The sequence below is a fragment of the Clostridium sp. genome, assembly GCF_036569345.1.
In the GTDB taxonomy this organism is placed as follows: domain Bacteria; phylum Bacillota; class Clostridia; order Clostridiales; family Clostridiaceae; genus Clostridium_AD.
On sequence record NZ_DATCQT010000152.1, the window covers coordinates 17,071 to 36,657 of the forward strand.

At 31.5% G+C, this 19,587-nt stretch carries 16 protein-coding genes, 1 pseudogene and 1 riboswitch; of the genes and pseudogenes, 3 read left to right on the forward strand and 14 right to left on the reverse strand.

The annotated features are described in order from the left end of the window. Positions 1-4: 4 nt before the first annotated feature. Positions 5-1,354, reverse strand: a complete 1,350-nt coding sequence (locus VIM70_RS15290) for a glucose-6-phosphate isomerase (RefSeq protein ID WP_331946637.1) — start codon at positions 1,352-1,354, stop codon at positions 5-7. Positions 1,355-1,592: 238 nt separating this feature from the next. Here VIM70_RS15290 and VIM70_RS15295 point away from each other — a divergent pair, with 238 nt between their 5' ends. Then, complete coding sequence (locus VIM70_RS15295) at positions 1,593-2,873, forward strand: glycosyl hydrolase family 18 protein (protein ID WP_331946638.1); 1,281 nt, start codon at positions 1,593-1,595, stop codon at positions 2,871-2,873. Between the two features lie 175 nt (positions 2,874-3,048). Here VIM70_RS15295 and VIM70_RS15300 read toward each other — a convergent pair whose 3' ends face one another. Next, positions 3,049-3,477, reverse strand: coding sequence for a hypothetical protein (locus VIM70_RS15300; RefSeq protein WP_331946639.1), 429 nt, complete (start codon positions 3,475-3,477; stop codon positions 3,049-3,051). Between the two features lie 752 nt (positions 3,478-4,229). Here VIM70_RS15300 and VIM70_RS15305 point away from each other — a divergent pair. Then, positions 4,230-4,379, forward strand: a pseudogene (locus VIM70_RS15305) (zinc ribbon-containing protein); the annotation flags it as partial. A 229-nt stretch (positions 4,380-4,608) separates the two neighbouring features. Here VIM70_RS15305 and VIM70_RS15310 read toward each other — a convergent pair. From VIM70_RS15310 to VIM70_RS15345, 8 genes are all read right to left on the reverse strand, one after another. Beyond that, positions 4,609-5,751, reverse strand: a complete 1,143-nt coding sequence (locus VIM70_RS15310; protein ID WP_331946641.1) for an acyl-CoA dehydrogenase — start codon at positions 5,749-5,751, stop codon at positions 4,609-4,611. Between the two features lie 50 nt (positions 5,752-5,801). After that, entirely contained in the window at positions 5,802-7,235 is a 1,434-nt protein-coding gene (locus VIM70_RS15315) for an FAD-binding oxidoreductase (RefSeq protein ID WP_331946642.1), read from the reverse strand. 310 nt (positions 7,236-7,545) lie between these two features. Beyond that, complete coding sequence (locus VIM70_RS15320; RefSeq protein ID WP_331946643.1) at positions 7,546-8,484, reverse strand: electron transfer flavoprotein subunit alpha/FixB family protein; 939 nt, start codon at positions 8,482-8,484, stop codon at positions 7,546-7,548. Between the two features lie 19 nt (positions 8,485-8,503). Beyond that, positions 8,504-9,289: an electron transfer flavoprotein subunit beta/FixA family protein gene (locus VIM70_RS15325; protein WP_331946644.1), complete on the reverse strand. Its 786-nt coding sequence runs from the start codon at positions 9,287-9,289 to the stop codon at positions 8,504-8,506. Between the two features lie 358 nt (positions 9,290-9,647). Next, entirely contained in the window at positions 9,648-11,177 is a 1,530-nt protein-coding gene (gene guaA, locus VIM70_RS15330) for a glutamine-hydrolyzing GMP synthase (protein ID WP_331946661.1), read from the reverse strand. 54 nt (positions 11,178-11,231) lie between these two features. Then, positions 11,232-12,686 (reverse strand): IMP dehydrogenase, encoded by a 1,455-nt coding sequence (gene guaB, locus VIM70_RS15335; RefSeq protein ID WP_331946645.1) that lies wholly within the window; start codon positions 12,684-12,686, stop codon positions 11,232-11,234. 205 nt (positions 12,687-12,891) lie between these two features. Continuing rightward, positions 12,892-12,989, reverse strand: a riboswitch (purine riboswitch). A 160-nt stretch (positions 12,990-13,149) separates the two neighbouring features. Beyond that, complete coding sequence (groL, locus tag VIM70_RS15340) at positions 13,150-14,775, reverse strand: chaperonin GroEL (protein WP_331946646.1); 1,626 nt, start codon at positions 14,773-14,775, stop codon at positions 13,150-13,152. A gap of 91 nt (positions 14,776-14,866) precedes the next feature. Beyond that, the gene (locus VIM70_RS15345; protein WP_331946647.1) at positions 14,867-15,154 is read right to left on the reverse strand and encodes a co-chaperone GroES; all 288 of its coding nucleotides are present in this window, start codon (positions 15,152-15,154) and stop codon (positions 14,867-14,869) included. A gap of 287 nt (positions 15,155-15,441) precedes the next feature. Here VIM70_RS15345 and VIM70_RS15350 point away from each other — a divergent pair, with 287 nt between their 5' ends. Continuing rightward, positions 15,442-16,101 carry a TIGR01906 family membrane protein gene (locus VIM70_RS15350; protein WP_331946648.1) on the forward strand — a complete coding sequence of 220 codons (660 nt, stop codon included), beginning with the start codon at positions 15,442-15,444 and terminating at the stop codon, positions 16,099-16,101. A 52-nt stretch (positions 16,102-16,153) separates the two neighbouring features. Here the strand turns inward: VIM70_RS15350 and VIM70_RS15355 are convergent, their stop codons facing one another. From VIM70_RS15355 to gap, 4 genes are all read right to left on the reverse strand, one after another. Continuing rightward, entirely contained in the window at positions 16,154-16,867 is a 714-nt protein-coding gene (locus VIM70_RS15355; protein WP_331946649.1) for a TVP38/TMEM64 family protein, read from the reverse strand. Between the two features lie 87 nt (positions 16,868-16,954). Next, on the reverse strand, positions 16,955-17,836 hold the full coding sequence (locus VIM70_RS15360; RefSeq protein WP_331946650.1) for a DNA-3-methyladenine glycosylase family protein: 882 nt from the start codon (positions 17,834-17,836) through the stop codon (positions 16,955-16,957). 20 nt (positions 17,837-17,856) lie between these two features. Beyond that, positions 17,857-18,270: a C-GCAxxG-C-C family (seleno)protein gene (locus tag VIM70_RS15365; protein WP_331946651.1), complete on the reverse strand. Its 414-nt coding sequence runs from the start codon at positions 18,268-18,270 to the stop codon at positions 17,857-17,859. A gap of 254 nt (positions 18,271-18,524) precedes the next feature. Then, on the reverse strand, positions 18,525-19,565 hold the full coding sequence (gene gap / locus VIM70_RS15370; protein ID WP_331946652.1) for a type I glyceraldehyde-3-phosphate dehydrogenase: 1,041 nt from the start codon (positions 19,563-19,565) through the stop codon (positions 18,525-18,527). Positions 19,566-19,587: the final 22 nt, after the last annotated feature.

A 19,587-nucleotide genomic window follows, 5' to 3' on the forward strand; every position in this document is an offset into this window, starting at 1 on the left:
TTCTCTAAAGTCTTTTTTCGAGTTCTGCTTTAATGTCCTCATATCCTGATTTTCCAAGAAGAGCAAACATGTTTTTCTTGTATGCTTCAACTCCTGGTTGATCAAAAGGATTCACACCTGATAGATATCCACTTATTGCACAAGCCTTCTCAAAAAAATAGACCATATGTCCAAAATTATATGCGCTTATTGCTGGTACATTTAAAATAATATTAGGTACATCACCATCATTATGAGCAAGTACTGTTCCTTGAAAAGCTTTTTTATTTACAAAATCCATAGTTTTACCTGCTAAAAAGTTCAATCCATCTAAATCTTTATTATCCTTTTCTACTACAAATTCTATTCTTGGCTTTTCAACATTTATAACTGTTTCAAATATATTTCTTACACCTTCTTGAATATATTGTCCCATAGAATGCAAATCTGTAGAAAAATTAACTGCTGCTGGGAATATTCCCTTTTGATCTTTTCCTTCACTTTCACCATAAAGTTGTTTCCACCACTCACCGAAATATTGAAGTGCTGGCTCATAGTTAACTAATATTTCTGTAACTTTGCCTTTTCTATATAGAGCATTTCTAGCCGCAGCATATTTATAACAATCATTTTTGCTTATGTCATCATTGCTGTAAGCTTCTCTTGCATCCGCTGCGCCCTTCATCATTTCGTCTATGTTAATACCTGCTGTTGCTATTGGAAGCAGTCCTACGGGTGTTAACACTGTAAATCTTCCCCCTACATCATCAGGAATAACAAAAGTTTCATAACCTTCTGCATCTGCTGATTTTTTTAGAGCTCCTCTTGCTTTATCAGTAGTCGCAAAAATTCTTTCTTTTGCTCCTTCTTTACCATATTTTTTTTCTAATAAATCTTTAAATATTCTAAATGCAATTGCTGGCTCTGTGGTAGTTCCAGATTTTGATATTACATTCACTGAAAAATCTTTACCTTCTATAACATCAATTAAATCCGCCATATATGTAGAACTTATATTATTTCCAGCAAAAAATATTGCAGGTGATTTTCTTTTATCGCTAGAAAGACAATTGTGGAAACTATGAGATAACATATCTATAGCCGCTCTAGACCCAAGGTAAGATCCACCTATTCCAATTACTATTAAGACTTCAGAATTTTTTCTTATCTTTTCTGCTGCCTTTTTAATTCTTGCAAATTCTGATTTATCATAATTCACAGGAAGGTCTATCCATCCTAAAAACTCATTTCCCGCACCTGTTTTATCTGTAAGCATTTTATGTGCAGTAGATACCATTGGTTGAAAATTAGATATCTCATGTTCAGCTAAATATGGAATCGTCTTACTCAAATCTAACGTTAAAATTTTTTCCATTAATATTCCTCCTTGTTTATAATTTGAAACAAAATAATCATTATTAACTTCTATCTAGGAATAATTTCTCACTATGATAGTCTAAAATAATTTTAGTTTATCTAAGAAAATAAATCAAGTTTTTAAATAAAATCTTGAATTAATAGTAAATTATGTTCTCATTATATGAATATACTATGTACTCCCTCGTGTTATATAGCATATATTAAAGTATATTAATATATAAGGTGTGATTTTTTTGATTATTCATGTTGTAAAAAGTGGCGAAAACTTATATGAAATTTCTAAATTATATGGTGTTTCATATGATAAAATAGCTTCTGATAATGAACTCACAAAACCAAATGAACTTGTGGTAGGCCAAACACTTGTAATACTACAGGACACCCGCACTCATAAAGTTCTTCCTGGGCAGTCACTATACAGTATAGCTAAAATGTATAACGTAACTATTGCAGATTTATATGCTGCAAACCCTCTTCTTACTAGCTCAATGATAATTTACCCTGGTCAAATCATAAATATACCACTTTCTCCCCAAAAATTAGGTTCTATCGAAGTTAATGCATATGCACTTCCTACTACGAATATGGATGTTCTTGCAAAAACTCTCCCAAACCTCACATATCTTAGTATATTTAGTCATCAAGTGCAACCCGATGGCACACTAAAAGGTATAAATGACGTTCCTCTAATTCAAGCTGCTAGAAAAGCTAAAGTAGCTCCTATGATGGTTATTACAAACTTAAAAGAAGGTGGTGGATTTGATAGCGATTTAGTCCATACTATTCTTACAGATGAAAATGTGCAAAACACATTAATTAATAACATAGTTAATAATTTGAAAAATAAAAATTATTACGGATTGGATATAGATTTTGAATACATCCATCCTGAAGATAGAGTAAACTATAATAATTTTTTACGCAAAGTAGTAAACAGACTAAAGCCTTTAGGGTATCCTGTAACAACAGCCTTAGCCCCTAAACCTTCTGGCGATATAAAAGGTTTACTTTACGAGGCTCATGATTACCCAGTTCATGGTGCTTTGGCTACCCATGTTATACTGATGACTTACGAGTGGGGATATACCGCTGGGCCACCACTTGCAGTGTCTCCAATTAATGAAGTAAAAAAAATCCTTGATTATGCAGTAACAGTAATTCCAAGTAAAAAGATTTTTATGGGTATACCTAATTATGGTTATGATTGGACTCTACCTTTCGTAAAAGGGACTACAGCAACAGCATTAGGAAACGTAGAGGCTGTAGATCTTGCAAGAAAAGTATTTGCTTCTATTCAATATGACCCTATTTCTCAAGCTCCATTTTTTAACTATTATGATTCTAATGGCAAAAAACATGCTGTTTGGTTCGAAGATGCTAGAAGCATGAATGCAAAACTTAGAACTGCTAATGACTATAATCTAGGTGGAGTAAGCTATTGGACCGTAGGTAAGTTTTTTCCCCAAGCCTGGCTGGTTCAAAATTCTTTATACGATGTTAAAAAATTGCTTTAGGTTGTAACCTGTAATTTTAAATTGCAAATTTTTCTTTAATCAGTTATAACAAAAAGGATATATTGCTTTCAGTGCATCTATGTTGCCAAGTAAAATAAGAATTACTAGGCATATTAAAATGCATTTTATGCCATATATCCTTTGTTAGCATAATCTAATAATATTTTTTTATATGTTATCTTTTGTATTTCTCAATATATTCTAAAAGTGCCATGCTTACTAAATCTATGCTTTTATACTCTTTACGCTCGTCTGTAAAATCTTTAAACTGCCCCCAAACTTCGGAATACAATCTAGTACTAATGGTCGTCTTAAATTCCCCATTAAGCATATCTTCATTAATGCTTATTTCTTGTGGTTGTATTTCTTCAATTATAGTTTTAAAATCCTTTATTTGCGTTTCTATCTCAGTTTGTATTTCCGTCTTATCTGCTACTGTCTTCATTTCTTTTACAAAGTAATAAGCTGAATCAATAGCTTCCTCTATGTTATCCGCATTAAAATTCATACAAGGGACTGTATCTTGCAGCGTTAAACAGAATTTAGCATTTGATTGAATTTTTATCTCATATCCTGCATCTATTAGTGTTTCTAATTTATTCATTCTTTTCACATACCTTTCTTTATATTTTTTAAAACAATCAATTAGTACGCCATTTTAGAGCATACACATTATTATTTTTGCTCTCTAAAATTATAAATTTATTATGCCACACTTTAATATATATTATGTTTTAATTAACATAATAAATGTTTCAATGGACATACTAGCATAAACTAAGCATTGAAGTGTATCGTTTTGAAAAAAATGTTTTCAATAACTTGCTTAACAATAATTTTGTAATAGGTATAGACGAGATGACAATTAGAATTGGCGGAGAACACCCTACAGTAGAAAATTTCAAACATATAAAAAGTTATGAAATACCAAAAAAATTCGCAATAAAAAGAACCGGTTATATAACCAGTTCTTTTAAGGTTTATATTAATTTAATTAAAGGGGGCTCTAATTAAAAAAATCAACTACTTTCTATGTACTTAGAATAACAACTCTCTGTGTCATTAGAGTGACGAAAATAAGAATGATTTGTGAATTTTTATAAAAAAGTACATTTATGCGAGTGCTCTTTCTGTACCCTATACCCCCTGAAACCAACATAACTATCCTTAATTGTACATCCGTACTGTCTTCCATACCATATACTTTATAATAATTCAACGAACAATTTTTCCCACTAGATTTTCATTTATTACCTATCAAATCTGCGGCTGTACTAGTCATTCTTCATATTTTTACATAAATCATTTGTTTAATGCAGGTTTTCTCAAACTAGTGTTGAATACTTATATTTAAAGGAGTTGATATTAATGTATACAGCAGGACAAAAACCAGGTAAAGGCACTTATATATGTACTACTTGTGGGGAAATAGTTATTTTAGATCAAGACACTGACGTATTACCTCCATGCCCTAGGTGTCATATGACTACTTATACTAAACTTTAGTCACTTAAAAGCCTAAATTACTTCATCTGAATATAAAAAAAGTGGTTATGATATACTAATTTATTAGCATATTTCATAACCACTTTTAATTATCTTATTTTAATATTTCTATTATAATATCGCTTTTTTTTAATAAGTCGAAGTAATTTTATTCTCTATTCCATTAAAAACAGATGATCAGGAAATCATCTTCCTGATCATCTGTTTTTTATTTAATTTTAGTTATCTATTATTTAACACCCATCCATCCAGAAATTACCATCATTTGAACTTCTGATGTTCCTTCATAAATTTCTGTTATTTTTGCATCACGCATCATTCTTTCAATTGGATAATCACTTGAATATCCATATCCACCAAATAATTGTAAACAACGTCTTGTTACATCGCTGGCATTTCTAGAAGCAACTAATTTTGCCATAGCAGCTAAATGTGAAAATTTTTCATGATTATCCTTTGCACATGCAGCTTGATATACTAAAAGTTTTGAAGCTTCTGTATTTGCACGCATTTGAGCAAGTTCAAATTGTGTGTTTTGGAATTTTGAAATAGTACGCCCAAATTGAACACGTTCATTAACATATTTTATAGTTTCTTCTATTGCACCTTCTGCAATACCAAGAGCTTGTGCGGCAACACCAATACGGCCTCCATCAAGAGTTGCCATTGCAAGGCTAAATCCTTTACCTTCTACTCCTAAAAGATTTTCCTTTGGAACTATGCAATTATCAAAGAATAATTCACATGTAGAAGATCCTCTGATTCCCATCTTTAATTCATGACTTCCAACAGTAAAACCAGGGAAATCTTTTTCAACGATAAATGCTGAAATACCCTTTGTTCCCTTACTCTTATCTGTCATAGCTAAAATAATATATATGTCTGCAAATCCTGCATTAGTAATAAAGATCTTGCTGCCATTTAGTACATAATGGTCTCCTTCTAATACAGCTGTTGTCTTTTGCAAAGAAGCATCAGTTCCAGCAGAAGGTTCTGTTAATCCGAAGGCACCTAATTTTTCACCTGAAGCAAGTGGTTTTAAATATTTCTCTTTTTGTTCGTCTGTACCGTATGTGTAAATTGGTGTTGCACAAAGACTTGTATGTGCTGAAACAATAACACCTGTTGTTGCACAAACTTTAGATAATTCTTCTACACATTGTACATAACTTAATGTATCCATTCCAGCTCCACCGAATTCTTCAGGAAATGGAATTCCAAGCAAGCCCATTTCAGCCATTTTTGCTACATTTTCTGCTGGGAAGCGCATATTTTCATCAATTTCTTTTGCGATTGGTTTTACCTCTTTTTCTGCAAAATCGCGATACATTTCTTGTAATTGTTGGTTATTTTCATCTTGTATAAAATTCATATTAATTACCTACCTTTCGTTTTTTATATTAGTTTGTGAATTGTGTTTTATTAGTTGGCAGCATCTATTGAACAGCATACTTTACCTGGATTCATAATACCATTCGGATCAAAAGTTTTTTTAATGCCTCTCATTAATTCCATATTTGTTTCTCCAACGCACTCTGTTAAATAGCTTATCTTTCCACTACCTATTCCATGTTCTCCTGAAACAAGTCCGCCACAAGCTACTGCTTCTTTATAAATAATATCAAAGAATTTCTCAACTCTTACTTTAAATTCTGCTTCATCTAAATCATTACTACATTGGTATATGTGAAGATTTCCATCTCCTGCATGTCCAAAACTCTTAATAGTTAATCCACACTCTTCGCCAACTTTATTTGTAAAAGCAAGATAAGAAGCAATTTTATTTATTGGGACTACCACATCACATTCATCTAATAATTTTGTTTCTGCAAGAATTGCATCTAAGAAACTAGAACGTGCAGCCCATGCATCTTTAATTTTCGAAGGTGTATCAGCTACAAGAACATCAATTGCTCCTGCTTCTAATACTATTTCACTTGCTTGTTCAATAAGGTTATTTAATTCATCTTCATCACCTGCATCTAAAGTAACAAGTAAATAAGCATTTGCAGTTACTCCATTAATTACTTGAGGGAATACGCTCTTTCCAATATATCTTTCACTAGATAAAACAATTTCTCTTTCCATAAATTCTAATGCTTGTGGATTCATGTGTGCCATTTTAAATTTAGGAACAGCAGAAATACAATCATCTAGATTTTCAAAAGGAATAATTAAACTTGCAACTTCCTTTGGTGCTATAATGGTTTTCAAAGTAAGTTCTGTAATAATTCCAAGGGTACCTTCTGAACCAATCATTAAATTCAAAAGGCTATAACCTGAACTTGTTTTTGATACTGTAGCTCCAAACTTAGTAATTTCTCCTGTTGGAAGAACAACTGTCATTGCACGTACATAATCACGTGTTGCGCCATATTTAACAGCTCTCATTCCACCAGCATTTGTTGAAACGTTTCCACCTAAACAAGCGAGCTTTTCACCAGGATCTGGAGCATAGAGTAATCCGTGTTTTATACAATCCTCTGCAAGATCCTTTAACAAAACACCTGCTTGAACATGAACAACAAAATTTTCTGAGTCATAAGAAAGTATTTTATTCATCTTTGTAAGATCAATTAAAACTCCTCCTAAAAGTGGAACTGCTCCTCCTGCAAGTCCTGTTCCTGCTCCTCTTGGAGTTACTGGTATCTTATTTTCATTACATATTTTTACTACTGCAGCAACTTCCTCTGTAGAGTGTGCCATAAATACAACTTGTGGAGCTTTCTTTCCATAAATAGGCATTTCATCATGAGAATAATCTTCATTGATATCATCACCTGTTAAAATATGTCCTGGAGCTGCCTCCTGTAATTGTAAGATTAATTCTTCTGTCAATTGATTATACTTAGTCATAATAATCCTTCCTTTCTAAACTTTTTCTTACTCTATAATGTAGAACCATTGAGTATTTAAATCTTTATAAAATACCATTTTATAAAGATTGTTTCAATTAATTTCTATAAAAATATTATTTGTTGGTATTATGGTCCTACCACCTTAGTTAAGTTTATCACAATATTTAAAACAACACAATCATTTATACAAATTTCGATGTAAACATTTACTTTATAAATATTAAAATAAATGGACACCATGCTTACACAGCTTTACCAAATGATAAAGCTGTTTCTTCTTTCATTGATACCTAAGGAACAAAAAACCTTTACTTTGCTTTTACTTTCTTCATTTCTTCAATCATAACTGGAAGAATTTCATTTACATTTCCAATAATACTTATATCTGCGATTTCAAAAATTGGAGCTTCTTCATCTTTATTAATTGCCACAATATACTTTGCACCTGTAATTCCAGATGTATGTTGTGTTGCTCCAGAAATACCACATGCAATATAAAGTTTTGGTGCTACAATCTTTCCTGATTGTCCAACTTGGTGTGTACGAGGGATCCATCCATCTTCAATTGCTGGTCTTGTTGCACCTACTACACCGCCAAGAACACGTGCTAATTCTTCAACAAGTTTGAAATTTTCTACATTTCCCATTCCACGTCCACCAGAAACAATAACTTGTGCTTCTTCTAAATTGACAGATTCACAACTGTCTTTTACTATATCAACAATTTTTGTCTTAACAGCACTAGCTGGGATTTCTACTTTTTTCTCTGTAACACCTGCACTTGAACCAGCCTCTGGCTTTGAAAAAGTTCCATTTCTAACTATAACTACGGCTGTGCCTTCTACTTCAATGTGTTCTAAAATTGTACCACCATAAGCTGGTCTAGTGTATATAACTTTACCATCAGTTTTATTCATTCCTATTACGTCACTTACAAATCCTAAGTCCATACGTCCTGCAATACGTGGTGCAATATCTTTAGCCAATGCTGTATTTGCGAGTAGTACAATATCTGGGTTTTGTTCCTTAACAGTTTGTGATAATACTTCTGTCAAAGTATCACATTCTGTAGCAGTTTCTGTAAAAATAACTGGAATTCCCAAAGCAGCTACAGTATCTGCCGCAGCCCTGTTACCTACTATAAGAGCTGTTCCTTCTGCATCTAATGCTTTTACTGCACTAATCAATTCAAGGCTTCCGCCTAATACTTTTTCTCCATCTGTTTCAATAAACAATAATGCTTTCATACTTTCGTTACCCCCTTAATTAGATTGTCTTATCTTTTTTCATTTGCTCGATAGCAGCACTTACTGCTAGTGTAGCATCTTTTTCCTTAATTTTGATACCAGCCTCTTTCTTAGGAGGTTCAACATATTCAATGATACGTACTTTTGCTTGTTTTACCTCTCCAATTTCTGCTGCGCAGTAAGTTGGAATAACTGCCTTACGGCTTGCCATCTTAGTTCTAATACTAGGATAACGTGGATCATAATTTGGTTTACTTACTGTTACTACAGCTGGAGATTCTAAAGAAACTATATTATATCCTTCTTCAGTTTCTTGATGAACTTCCATGACACCATCTTTCAAATCGATTTCAATTGCGCTACTAACAAAACTTGTCTCCAATTTTTCAGCAAGTATTGCTCCTACCTGACCAGTAATTTCATCTGTGGATTCCTTTCCACAAAGAATTAAATCAAATTTTTCACCTTTGTCTTTTTCAATTTTATGAATAGCATCTACCAAAACATTAGCTGTTCCAATACCGTCTAAATTTGCATATAAATCATCTTTTACAGAAAATGCTTCTTTAGCTCCTACAGAAAGACAATTTTTCAATGTATTTAAAGAATCATCTGCTCCAACAGTTAATACACTAACATTTCCTCCATTAGCTTCCATAAAACGAACTGCTAACTCTAATGCATATGTGTCAAATGCATTTGCTACCAAACTGACTCCATTCAAATTAGGTTTTTTCGTCTTATTATCCAAATGGATTTCAATAGAATCATCTGGAACTTGTTTTACACATAACAAAATATTCATACTTTCCCTCTCCTTTACACTTTTATATTATTAAACTGTTTTTTTGATAGACCCATTGTTTATTTAAATTTTTATAAAGTACCATTTTATAAAAATTGTTTCGATTAATTTCTATAAAAATATTATTTTTGGTAGTATGGTCCTACCACTTTATTTAATTCTATCACAATGTTTAAAACAACTCAATCATTTATACAATTTTCTTTATTTCATAATTTTGGCATAACGATCTAACCCTGCTATACTAATCCAAGATTGGTTCAATGAATTTCCTTACTTGAAAAATTAAAGTAAAATCAAAGAATAAAAGGAAAGTCCGCAAGCACTTATTTTATAAGGCTTGTAGACTTTATACATCCTATTCCCACTCAATAGTTGAAGGTGGCTTTGAAGTTATATCATAAACAATTCTGTTTACTCCCTTAACTTCGTTAACGATTCTACGAGATACCTTATCTAATACTTCATATGGTATTCTAGACCAATCAGATGTCATTCCATCTGAACTTGTTACAGCTCTTAACGCAACTGTATGACAGTATGTTCGCTCGTCTCCCATAACTCCAACGGATTGGATGTTTGGTAGACATGCAAAGTATTGCCATATTTCACTTTCAAGTCCTGCTTTAGCAATTTCATCTCTAAATATTGCATCTGCTTCGCTAGTTATAAATAATTTTTCTGGTGTTATTTCTCCAAGTACTCTTATAGCAAGACCTGGTCCTGGGAATGGTTGTCTCCATACTAAGTAGTGAGGAATTCCAATTTCTTCTCCAACTGCTCTAACTTCATCTTTAAATAATTCTCTTAAAGGTTCAATTAGTTTAAAGTGCATATCTTCTGGAAGGCCTCCAACATTGTGATGACTTTTTATAGTCGCTGAAGTAGCCGTTCCACTTTCAACTACATCCGGATATATTGTTCCTTGCACAAGAAAATCTAATTGTCCAAGTTTATTAGATTCTTCTTCAAAAACTCTTATAAATTCTTCTCCAATTATCTTTCTCTTTTGCTCTGGCTCGCTTATCCCTTTAAGTTTACCCAAAAATCTATCCTGAACATTAACTCTTATTATGTTCATTTTAAATTCACCCTTAAACATTTTTTCAACTTGGTCTCCTTCATCTTTTCTAAGTAGACCATGATCTACAAATACGCAAGTTAACTGATCTCCTATTGCTTTATGTACAAGCACAGCTGCTACTGAAGAATCTACTCCACCAGACAATGCACAAAGCACCTTTTTGTCTCCAACTAATTCTTTTATAGCCTTAATTTTTTCTACTGCAAAAGATGACATTGACCAATCACCTTTAACAAGGCATACGTCATATAGGAACTTTCTAAGCATTTCTTCACCAAACAATGTATGTTTTACTTCTGGGTGAAATTGAACTCCATAAAGTTTTTTAGAAACATTGGCTATACCTGCTACTGGACAATTTTTAGAAGTTGCAATGATTTCAAATCCTTTTGGTACCTTAGATATATGATCTGTATGACTCATCCAACACTGATTTTCTTCTAATCCTGCAAAAATTATAGAATCTTTATTTAGATCAACTTCTACTTTTCCGTATTCACGAACAGCAGCTGTTATAACTTCTCCACCAAAAGATCGAGCCATTAATTGAGCACCATAACATATCCCTAAAATAGGTACACCGAGCTCGAATATTTCTTTTTCAACTTGTGGGGCACCCTCTGCATATACGCTATTAGGTCCACCTGTGAATATTATTCCTTTTGGGTTCATACTTTTTATTTTTTCAACAGAATATGTGTATGGTATTATTTCACAATAAACGTTGTTTTCTCTAACTCTTCTTGCAATAAGTTGATTATATTGACCACCAAAGTCAACTACTAAAACTAATTCTCTATTAATCAATGTTTTTCCTCCAATGTTCTTAGGCTTTATACTTAGCTTCTCTTATCTATTCTAGTTGCTCACGCTATAATTTGGTGCTTCTTTTGTAATTGATACATCATGTGGATGGCTTTCTCTGAGTCCCGCTGAACTTTGAACAACAAAAGTTGAAGTCTCAAACAATTGCTTAAGCGTAGCTGAACCTAAATAACCCATTCCCGAGCGTATACCACCTATCATTTGATATATAGTATCTATAACAGTTCCTTTAAAAGGTAATCTTCCTTCTACCCCTTCTGGAACTAACTTTTTATTTCCTTCTTGAAAATATCTATCCTTACTCCCTGAATCCATAGCACTTAGAGAACCCATGCCTCTATATACCTTATAACTTCTTCCTTGATATATTTCCATTTCACCTGGAGCCTCTTCACAACCTGCAAACATAGAACCAATCATTACTACTTTAGCTCCTGCGGCTAATGCCTTAACTATGTCTCCTGAATATTTAATGCCACCATCTGCGATTACAGGTATTCCATATTTATTTGCCATTTCCACACAGTCCATTACTGCAGTGAGTTGCGGAACTCCCACGCCTGCTACAATTCTTGTTGTACAAATTGATCCTGGACCTATTCCTACCTTCACACAATCTGCTCCAGCCTCAATTAAATCGCGAGTTGCCTCAGCTGTTGCAATATTTCCTGCAATTATTTGAAGTTCTGGGTAAACAGATTTTATTTTACGCACTGCATCCATTACTCCAAAAGAATGACCATGAGCTGTATCAATAGTTATTACATCCACTGATGACTTTACTAAGACTGCTACGCGTTCCATCATATCTGAAGTTACGCCAACAGTTGCTCCACATAATAATCTTCCTCTAGCATCCTTTGCAGCATCAGGAAATTTTAAAGTTTTCTCTATATCTTTTATAGTTATAAGTCCTCTTAAATTATTTGCACTATCTACTAAAGGTAGCTTTTCTATTTTATGTTTTTTAAGAAGCTCCTTAGCCTGCTGCATACTTGTTCCTTCTGGTGCAGTAATTAGATTCTCACTTGTCATTATGTCCTTAATTTTTTTGCTATAATCAGTTTCGAAAACTATATCTCTGTTAGTAATTATTCCAACTAATTTACCATTTGTTGTAATTGGAACTCCTGATATCCTGTATTTTTTCATCAAAGCTAAAGCATCTTCTAAAATGTTATCTGGAGATAGGAAAAAAGGATCTGTGATTACACCATTTTCTTGTCTTTTTACCCTATCTACTTCAATAGCTTGGTTTTCAATACTCATGTTCTTATGTATAATACCTATTCCACCCTCTCTAGCCATAGCAATTGCCATTCTAGATTCAGTAACAGTGTCCATCGCTGCACTCATTAAAGGTATGTTAAGTTTTATTTTTTTTGTAAGATAAGTAGCTAAACTAACGTCCCTAGGTAATACTTCTGACTTATTTGGAACTAGTAATACATCATCGAAAGTATATGCTTGTTTTAATATTTTTGCCATTTAATTAACACCCCTTTGTAATTCTATTTAGGTAAAAATAAATAACATACCTAAATTATGGTATATTGCTTATTAACACCTTATATTCATCTTTATAGTTAGCATAAAAATATTTATATATACGACATTTTTAAATAAGGTAGAAAGTAAAAAAGATATGTTATATCCTACTTAAACAAAAGTAAAATTAGCATACCTAAAATAAGTTCATACTAAAATTACCCATAGTGGTCAATTTAAGGCTGACCGTAGATGCTCCTTGCCATATTCAAGGGATATATGAGTAGTGTGCAGTTTTTAAAAGTTATTATAACCATGATAGTAAATCTTTAAGGTTTTGTCAATGTATACTTGCTGGTAAGATAGATTAAACTAAAAAAATTAACTAGGTTAAAACCTAGCTAATTTTTTTATAATAATATATTTTTGTTTCAGATATTTCTGTTTGTTATTTAAATTACTTTTAGTACATTCCGTCCATTCCCATTCCTGGTCCACCCATTGGAGCTGCATTTTTTTCTGGAATATCCGCAACTGCAACTTCTGTTGTTAAGAAAGTTGCTGCAACAGATGCTGCATTTTGAAGTGCTGATCTTACAACCTTTGTTGGGTCAACAATTCCAGCTTTATTCATATTTACAAATTCTCCGTGTAGAGCATCATAACCAATTTCTCCATGACTTTCTCTGACTCTCTCTATTATAACTGAAGCTTCTGCACCAGCATTTGTAGCTATTTGCCTTAATGGTTCTTCTAAAGCTCTTTTAATTATATTAATACCCACTTGAATATCTGGTACATCTGATGATAACTTATTAATCTGTACAATAGCATTAATATAAACAGTTCCACCACCAGGCACTATTCCCTCTTCAACTGCTGCTTTTGTAGCTGCAAGAGCATCTTCTATTCTGAGTTTCTTTTCTTTAAGTTCTGTTTCAGTAGCAGCTCCAACTTTTATTACAGCTACTCCTCCTGCAAGTTTAGCAAGTCTTTCTTGTAACTTTTCTCTATCAAAATCTGATGTAGTATCCTCAATTTGTTTTTTAATTTGAGAGATTCTATCATGTATAACATTCTTTTCACCTTTTCCGTTTACTATTGTAGTAGTTTCTTTAGATATTTTAACACTTTCTGCTTTTCCAAGCATTTCAACAGTAACATCTTTAAGCTCTTTTCCTAATTCTTCACATATAACCTCTCCTCCTGTTAGGATTGCTATATCTTGAAGCATTTCTTTTCTTCTATCGCCAAAACCTGGTGCTTTAACAGCTACGCAAGTAAAAGTTCCTCTTAATTTATTAACAACTAATGTACTTAAAGCTTCACCTTCAATATCTTCAGCAACTATTAATAATTTTTTACCTTGTTGAACAATTTGCTCAAGTATTGGAAGTATATCTTGTATATTAGTAATTTTCTTATCTGTTATCAAAATATATGGCTCATCAAGATTTGCTTCCATTTTTTCTGAATCTGTAACCATATATGCGCTTAAATATCCACGATCAAACTGCATTCCTTCAACAACATCCAGTTCAGTTCCCATAGATTTTGATTCTTCTACAGTTATAACACCTTCGTTACCTACTTTTTCCATAGCATCAGCAATTAAAGCTCCTGTTACTTCATCACTAGCTGATATAGAAGCAACTCTAGCTATGTCTTCTTTACCATTAACTGGTTTAGAAGATTTTTTAATCTCTTCAACTGCTTTATCTACAGCCATTCTTATTCCTGTTCTTATGAGCATTGGATTTGCTCCAGCTGTAACATTTTTTAAACCTTCTCTTATTATAGCTTGAGCAAGAAGTGTTGCAGTTGTTGTTCCATCTCCCGCTACATCATTGGTCTTTGTAGCAACTTCTTTAACAAGTTGTGCTCCCATATTTTCAAATGCATCTTCAAGCTCTATTTCTCTAGCTATAGTAACACCATCATTTGTTATCAGTGGTGATCCAAATTTCTTATCTAAAATAACATTTCTTCCTTTGGGTCCTAGTGTTATTTTAACAGTATTTGCAAGCTTATCTACACCTCTTTGCATAGCTCTTCTTGCTTCTTCTCCAAACAATATGTTTTTAGCCATTTAAAACCCTCCTATACGATAACAATTAAATAATAATAATTTAATTGTTATTGTTTAATTATCATTTAATTGTTATAACGTTTAATTAAAATTATTTTTCAATTATTGCTAATAGTTCTTCTTGTTTTAATATGATATACTCAATTCCATCATATTTGATTTCATTTCCTGAATATTTAGAGAATAATACTGTATCCCCTGCCTTAACTTCCATTTTAATTAATTTTCCATCTTCGGTCTTTCCTGGTCCTACTGCAACTACCTCGGCCTCTTGTGGTTTTTCCTTTGAAGCTCCTGAAAGAAGTATTCCACTTTTTGTAGTTTCTTCTGCTTCTAACCTTTTAATTAATACTCTATCACTAAGTGGTCTAATGTTCATTTAAACCCCTCCTCATATATTTTTTTCACTTTTGTTAGCACTCAACACATTTGAGTGCTAACATTGTCTATAACTTACATAATAATTAATAATCAGTATAATATCAAATTCGTATATTGTATATATTATATCATATATAGTCAAATAATCAAGTTATGCTTATTTATCACTGTATTATATAGTTTTACTCCAGTTTGCTTATTTTTCTCAAATTTTGTAATTTGCGAATATTTTTATTATTGAATATATATTCATTTATTGTTAAAATCACTAATAGAGGTGATTTTATGAATATTTTATCTAGTGTTTACAAATTTTCATTAAAAACAGTTTTTATTTTAAGTATTACTTTCTTTTTTTTAATTTTAAGTGTGTATTTTACTTTGCTCTTTAAACCATTATATTATATTGATATTAATGTTTTAAATATTGAACAATCTTCCAATTTGAATAAAAGTGAACTTAAAGCTAATTATAATTATGTTATAACATTTTTAACCCAAAATGAAACAGAAGAATTTAATCTTCCAACACTACCTTCATCTGATCATGGAAAAATTCATTTTAAGGAAGTTAAAGTAATATTTGATAATCTTAAAATAATGCTATTATTATCCATATTAATAAATATTATAGGTGTTATTATAAATAAAAAACGTAAGAAAATAAACTATCTATTAACTAGCTCCATATTTTTGATTATAATTCCCATAACGTTGCTTATACCTTTTTTAATCAATTTTGATAAAAGCTTCACAACTTTCCATCATATCTTTTTCAATAATGACTATTGGTTATTTGATATTAACACCGACCCAATAATTACAATACTACCACAGAATTTTTTCTTTCACTGTGCAATATTAATAATTATTTTAATTTCTTTAAGTAGCATAATGTTAAGATGTATATATAAATCACAATATAAAAAGCTGCACTCTTTATAACATTTTATAAAAAGCTACACTCTTTATAACTTTTTATTTTAAAAAAGTGATTTCAACTAATCTTTCTCTTTCTAATCATATTCTTTATTATATTATTACCTTTAAAAATTCCTATTACAAATAAAATACTCATGGTTACACTTATAGTTATTAAACTTGTAGTATCTTGATCATATATTTTCTGCCCAAAATAAGAAGAAATAATAATCCCCGGAATTCTGCCGAGAGTTGAATATATAATAAAATCTTTAAGAGAAATATCTGATACTCCACATATATATGCTAGTGCATCTTTCGGTATTCCTGGAACTAAATAAAACATGAATACAACAATTTTTTTGCTTCCTACTTTCAGAATTTTTTTAAAGAATTTAACTTTTTCATTTAGTATTATTTTCTCAACATATGGCTTACCAAAGCTATTAGCAATAAGATATACTATCATGCTGCCTATAGTAATACCTATTAATGATATTATTCCTCCTGAAAAAGTTCCGAAAATATAACCTCCAGCAATTTGTATAAATTCACCTGGTATAAAAAAAACAACCACTTGTAAAATCTGCATAAAAATAAATACTAAAATGCTAAATTTCCCATAAGAAAGAACAATTTCTTTTAATATATTGGGATTTTTCACTATATATGAAAACTTAAAATAATATTCATATCCAATGTATATGAAAAATAATAAAACTGCTGATAATATTATATATTGTTTGTTCTTTAATATTTTCTCTATTACAGAATTCCATATTATCTTCATTATTTTTCATCCTCTTCATCCCTAGAATATTCAATCTTAAGCAAATTTTTTATATGTTATTATATATTTTGCTTAATTTCTATTAATTTATTCTATTTTAATATTATTCTCCCTCGCATAATAAAATAAATACTGTTGTGCAAAACCTGCCAAGTTTCCAAATTTATCTCTAGCAAAAACTCTTATTTTAGGTAGCGATACATCTGGTGCTAAATAAAAGAATTGCATTGCTCTCTTAACCCATACATCCACTGGAAATGCAGAATATTTTTGCATAGAAAATAACATTATACAATCTGAAACCTTTGGACCAATACCATTAAATTTTTTTAATTGTTCATGGCAAATATCATCATCACATGATTTAATAAATTCCAAATTTGCTTCACCGATATATATCTTATGTACTGTATCTTTTACATATTTAGATCTGAATCCTAAACTGCAACTTTGAATATCTCCTAAAGAAGCTCCCTCTAAATCTGCAACCGTTGGAAACGTAAAATATGTTTCTCCTTTATATTCAATTGCTTTTCCCCACTTTTGGCTCAAATTATTAATAGCTCTTTTTATCATAGGAATTCTATTATTTGATGAAATTATAAACGATATGGTAAGTTCAAATGGCTCTTGTTGCAATAATCTAATACCATGCCCAAAATTAACAGACCTTTCTAGAAGAGGATCAGTTTGAAATTTCTCTTTAATAAGGGAGTAATTTCTTTTAAGGTCGAAATAATCACACCAAAAATTATTGAATTCTTCCTCATCTATATTATAAATTTTTACCAATGTCTCTTTTTTCTCTACCTCTATTACCTTGCCATTTACCACGCCTATATAATTTCCATCAGGTTGCTTATTCCATCTAAAACATTGCCCACATTCGAATATATGGTCTAATTCAAAGTTAATTACGCCTTTTAAAATGATACCTTTATTAAATGATTCAATATTTTCGTAATCCATAATTTTTCCTTTCAACGTTTTTATTGATTAACTAGTAATTCACGTAACACAATTTCATCTAATATTTGGGCTGCGGTCTCAATCATTACCCTACACCCACTATCTTCTTTTTTATATTTTTCTTTAAGTTTTTCACAATTATTGGAACTTAACTTCTCCTCAAATTTTTGGAAGAATTCCTGACATAATTTTTTAACCCTAGTTCCTTCATGTGCTTTTTCAATAGTAAACAGTATGCCTATAACTGCCAAGGAACCCGTTATGGCTCCACATACACTCTCAACACCCATACCACCACCAAATGATGACATAGCCTTAAATGTTTCGCTTTGTAAATTCATATTATATTCGTTACTCGCTGCGTAGATCATCACCTCAGAACAGCTAAAATCATATCCCTTAGTGTAATATTTATTGATTTTATCCATTAACATAGATATCCCCCTTAGCCTTTAACCTCATTATATCAAAACATTTGGATATCTAACAAGTTTTTTAATTTTAACCTCTGCTATAAATTTTATAAATACTTACTCATCATCTAACTTAAAAAAATAAACGGGGACGGTTAACAATTACTAACCACAAAGTCAATAATTGTTAACTGTCCCCGTACCCTATTTTTTATGTGTTTAAATATAAGAAATTAAAGAATTACTGTTTAAGTTTAGATACTAATTTTCAACATTTATACTACCAATTTCATATTTTTCATATTAATCATTTTACTTGCTACAAGATTTACTAAATCTACTGTTCTTGTTGAATATCCCCATTCATTATCATACCATGCTAGTACCTTTAACATATTATCGCCTACAACCATAGTTGAAAGTCCATCAACTATGGATGATCGATCATCCCCTTTATAATCGATGGATACTAATGGCCTTTCTGAGTAACCCAATATACCCTTTAGCTCATTTTGTGATGCATATTTGAATGCATTATTTACTTGCTCTACAGTTACTTTTGTTGCCATCTCACATACCATTTCTGTAATAGACACTGCAGCTGTTGGTACCCTTAAAGCCGACCCATTAATCTTGCCTGCTAAGTTTGGAATTACTTTTGCCAGCAATTTTGCAGCTCCTGTAGTTGTAGGAATTATTGACTCTCCCGCTGCTCTAGCACGTCTTAAATCTTTATGAGTTTTATCCAATATCTTTTGATCATTAGTGTATGAATGTATTGTCGTCATACTTCCTTGCACTATACCAAATTGTTCATCTAACACTTTAGCAAAAGGGGCAAGACAATTGGTAGTACACGAAGCATTTGATATGATATTGTGTTTTTGAGGATTATACTTTTCATCATTAACACCCATAACTATTGTTATATCCTCATTCTCTGCTGGTGCAGTAATTATTACCTTTTTAGCTCCTGCTTTAATATGCTGCATAGCCTGTTCTCTCTTTTTATATATGCCGGTTGATTCTATAACAATATCTACTTCTAATTCTTTCCAAGGCAAGTCCTTAGGTTCTTTTATATTAAACACTTTAATCTCTTTGCCGTTTATTATTAATGAGTTACCCTGTGTTTTTACTTCGCCTTTAAATGTTCCATAGCATGAGTCATAGGTAAAAAGGTGTGCAAGTGTTTCTACATCCGCTCTTGCATTTATAGCTACTATTTCTGTTCCCTCATATAAATTGTTTAAAGCAATCCTTAGTGCGACTCTTCCTATTCTACCAAATCCATTTATAGCGATTTTTATACACATATTTGTTGTTCCCCCAATATAT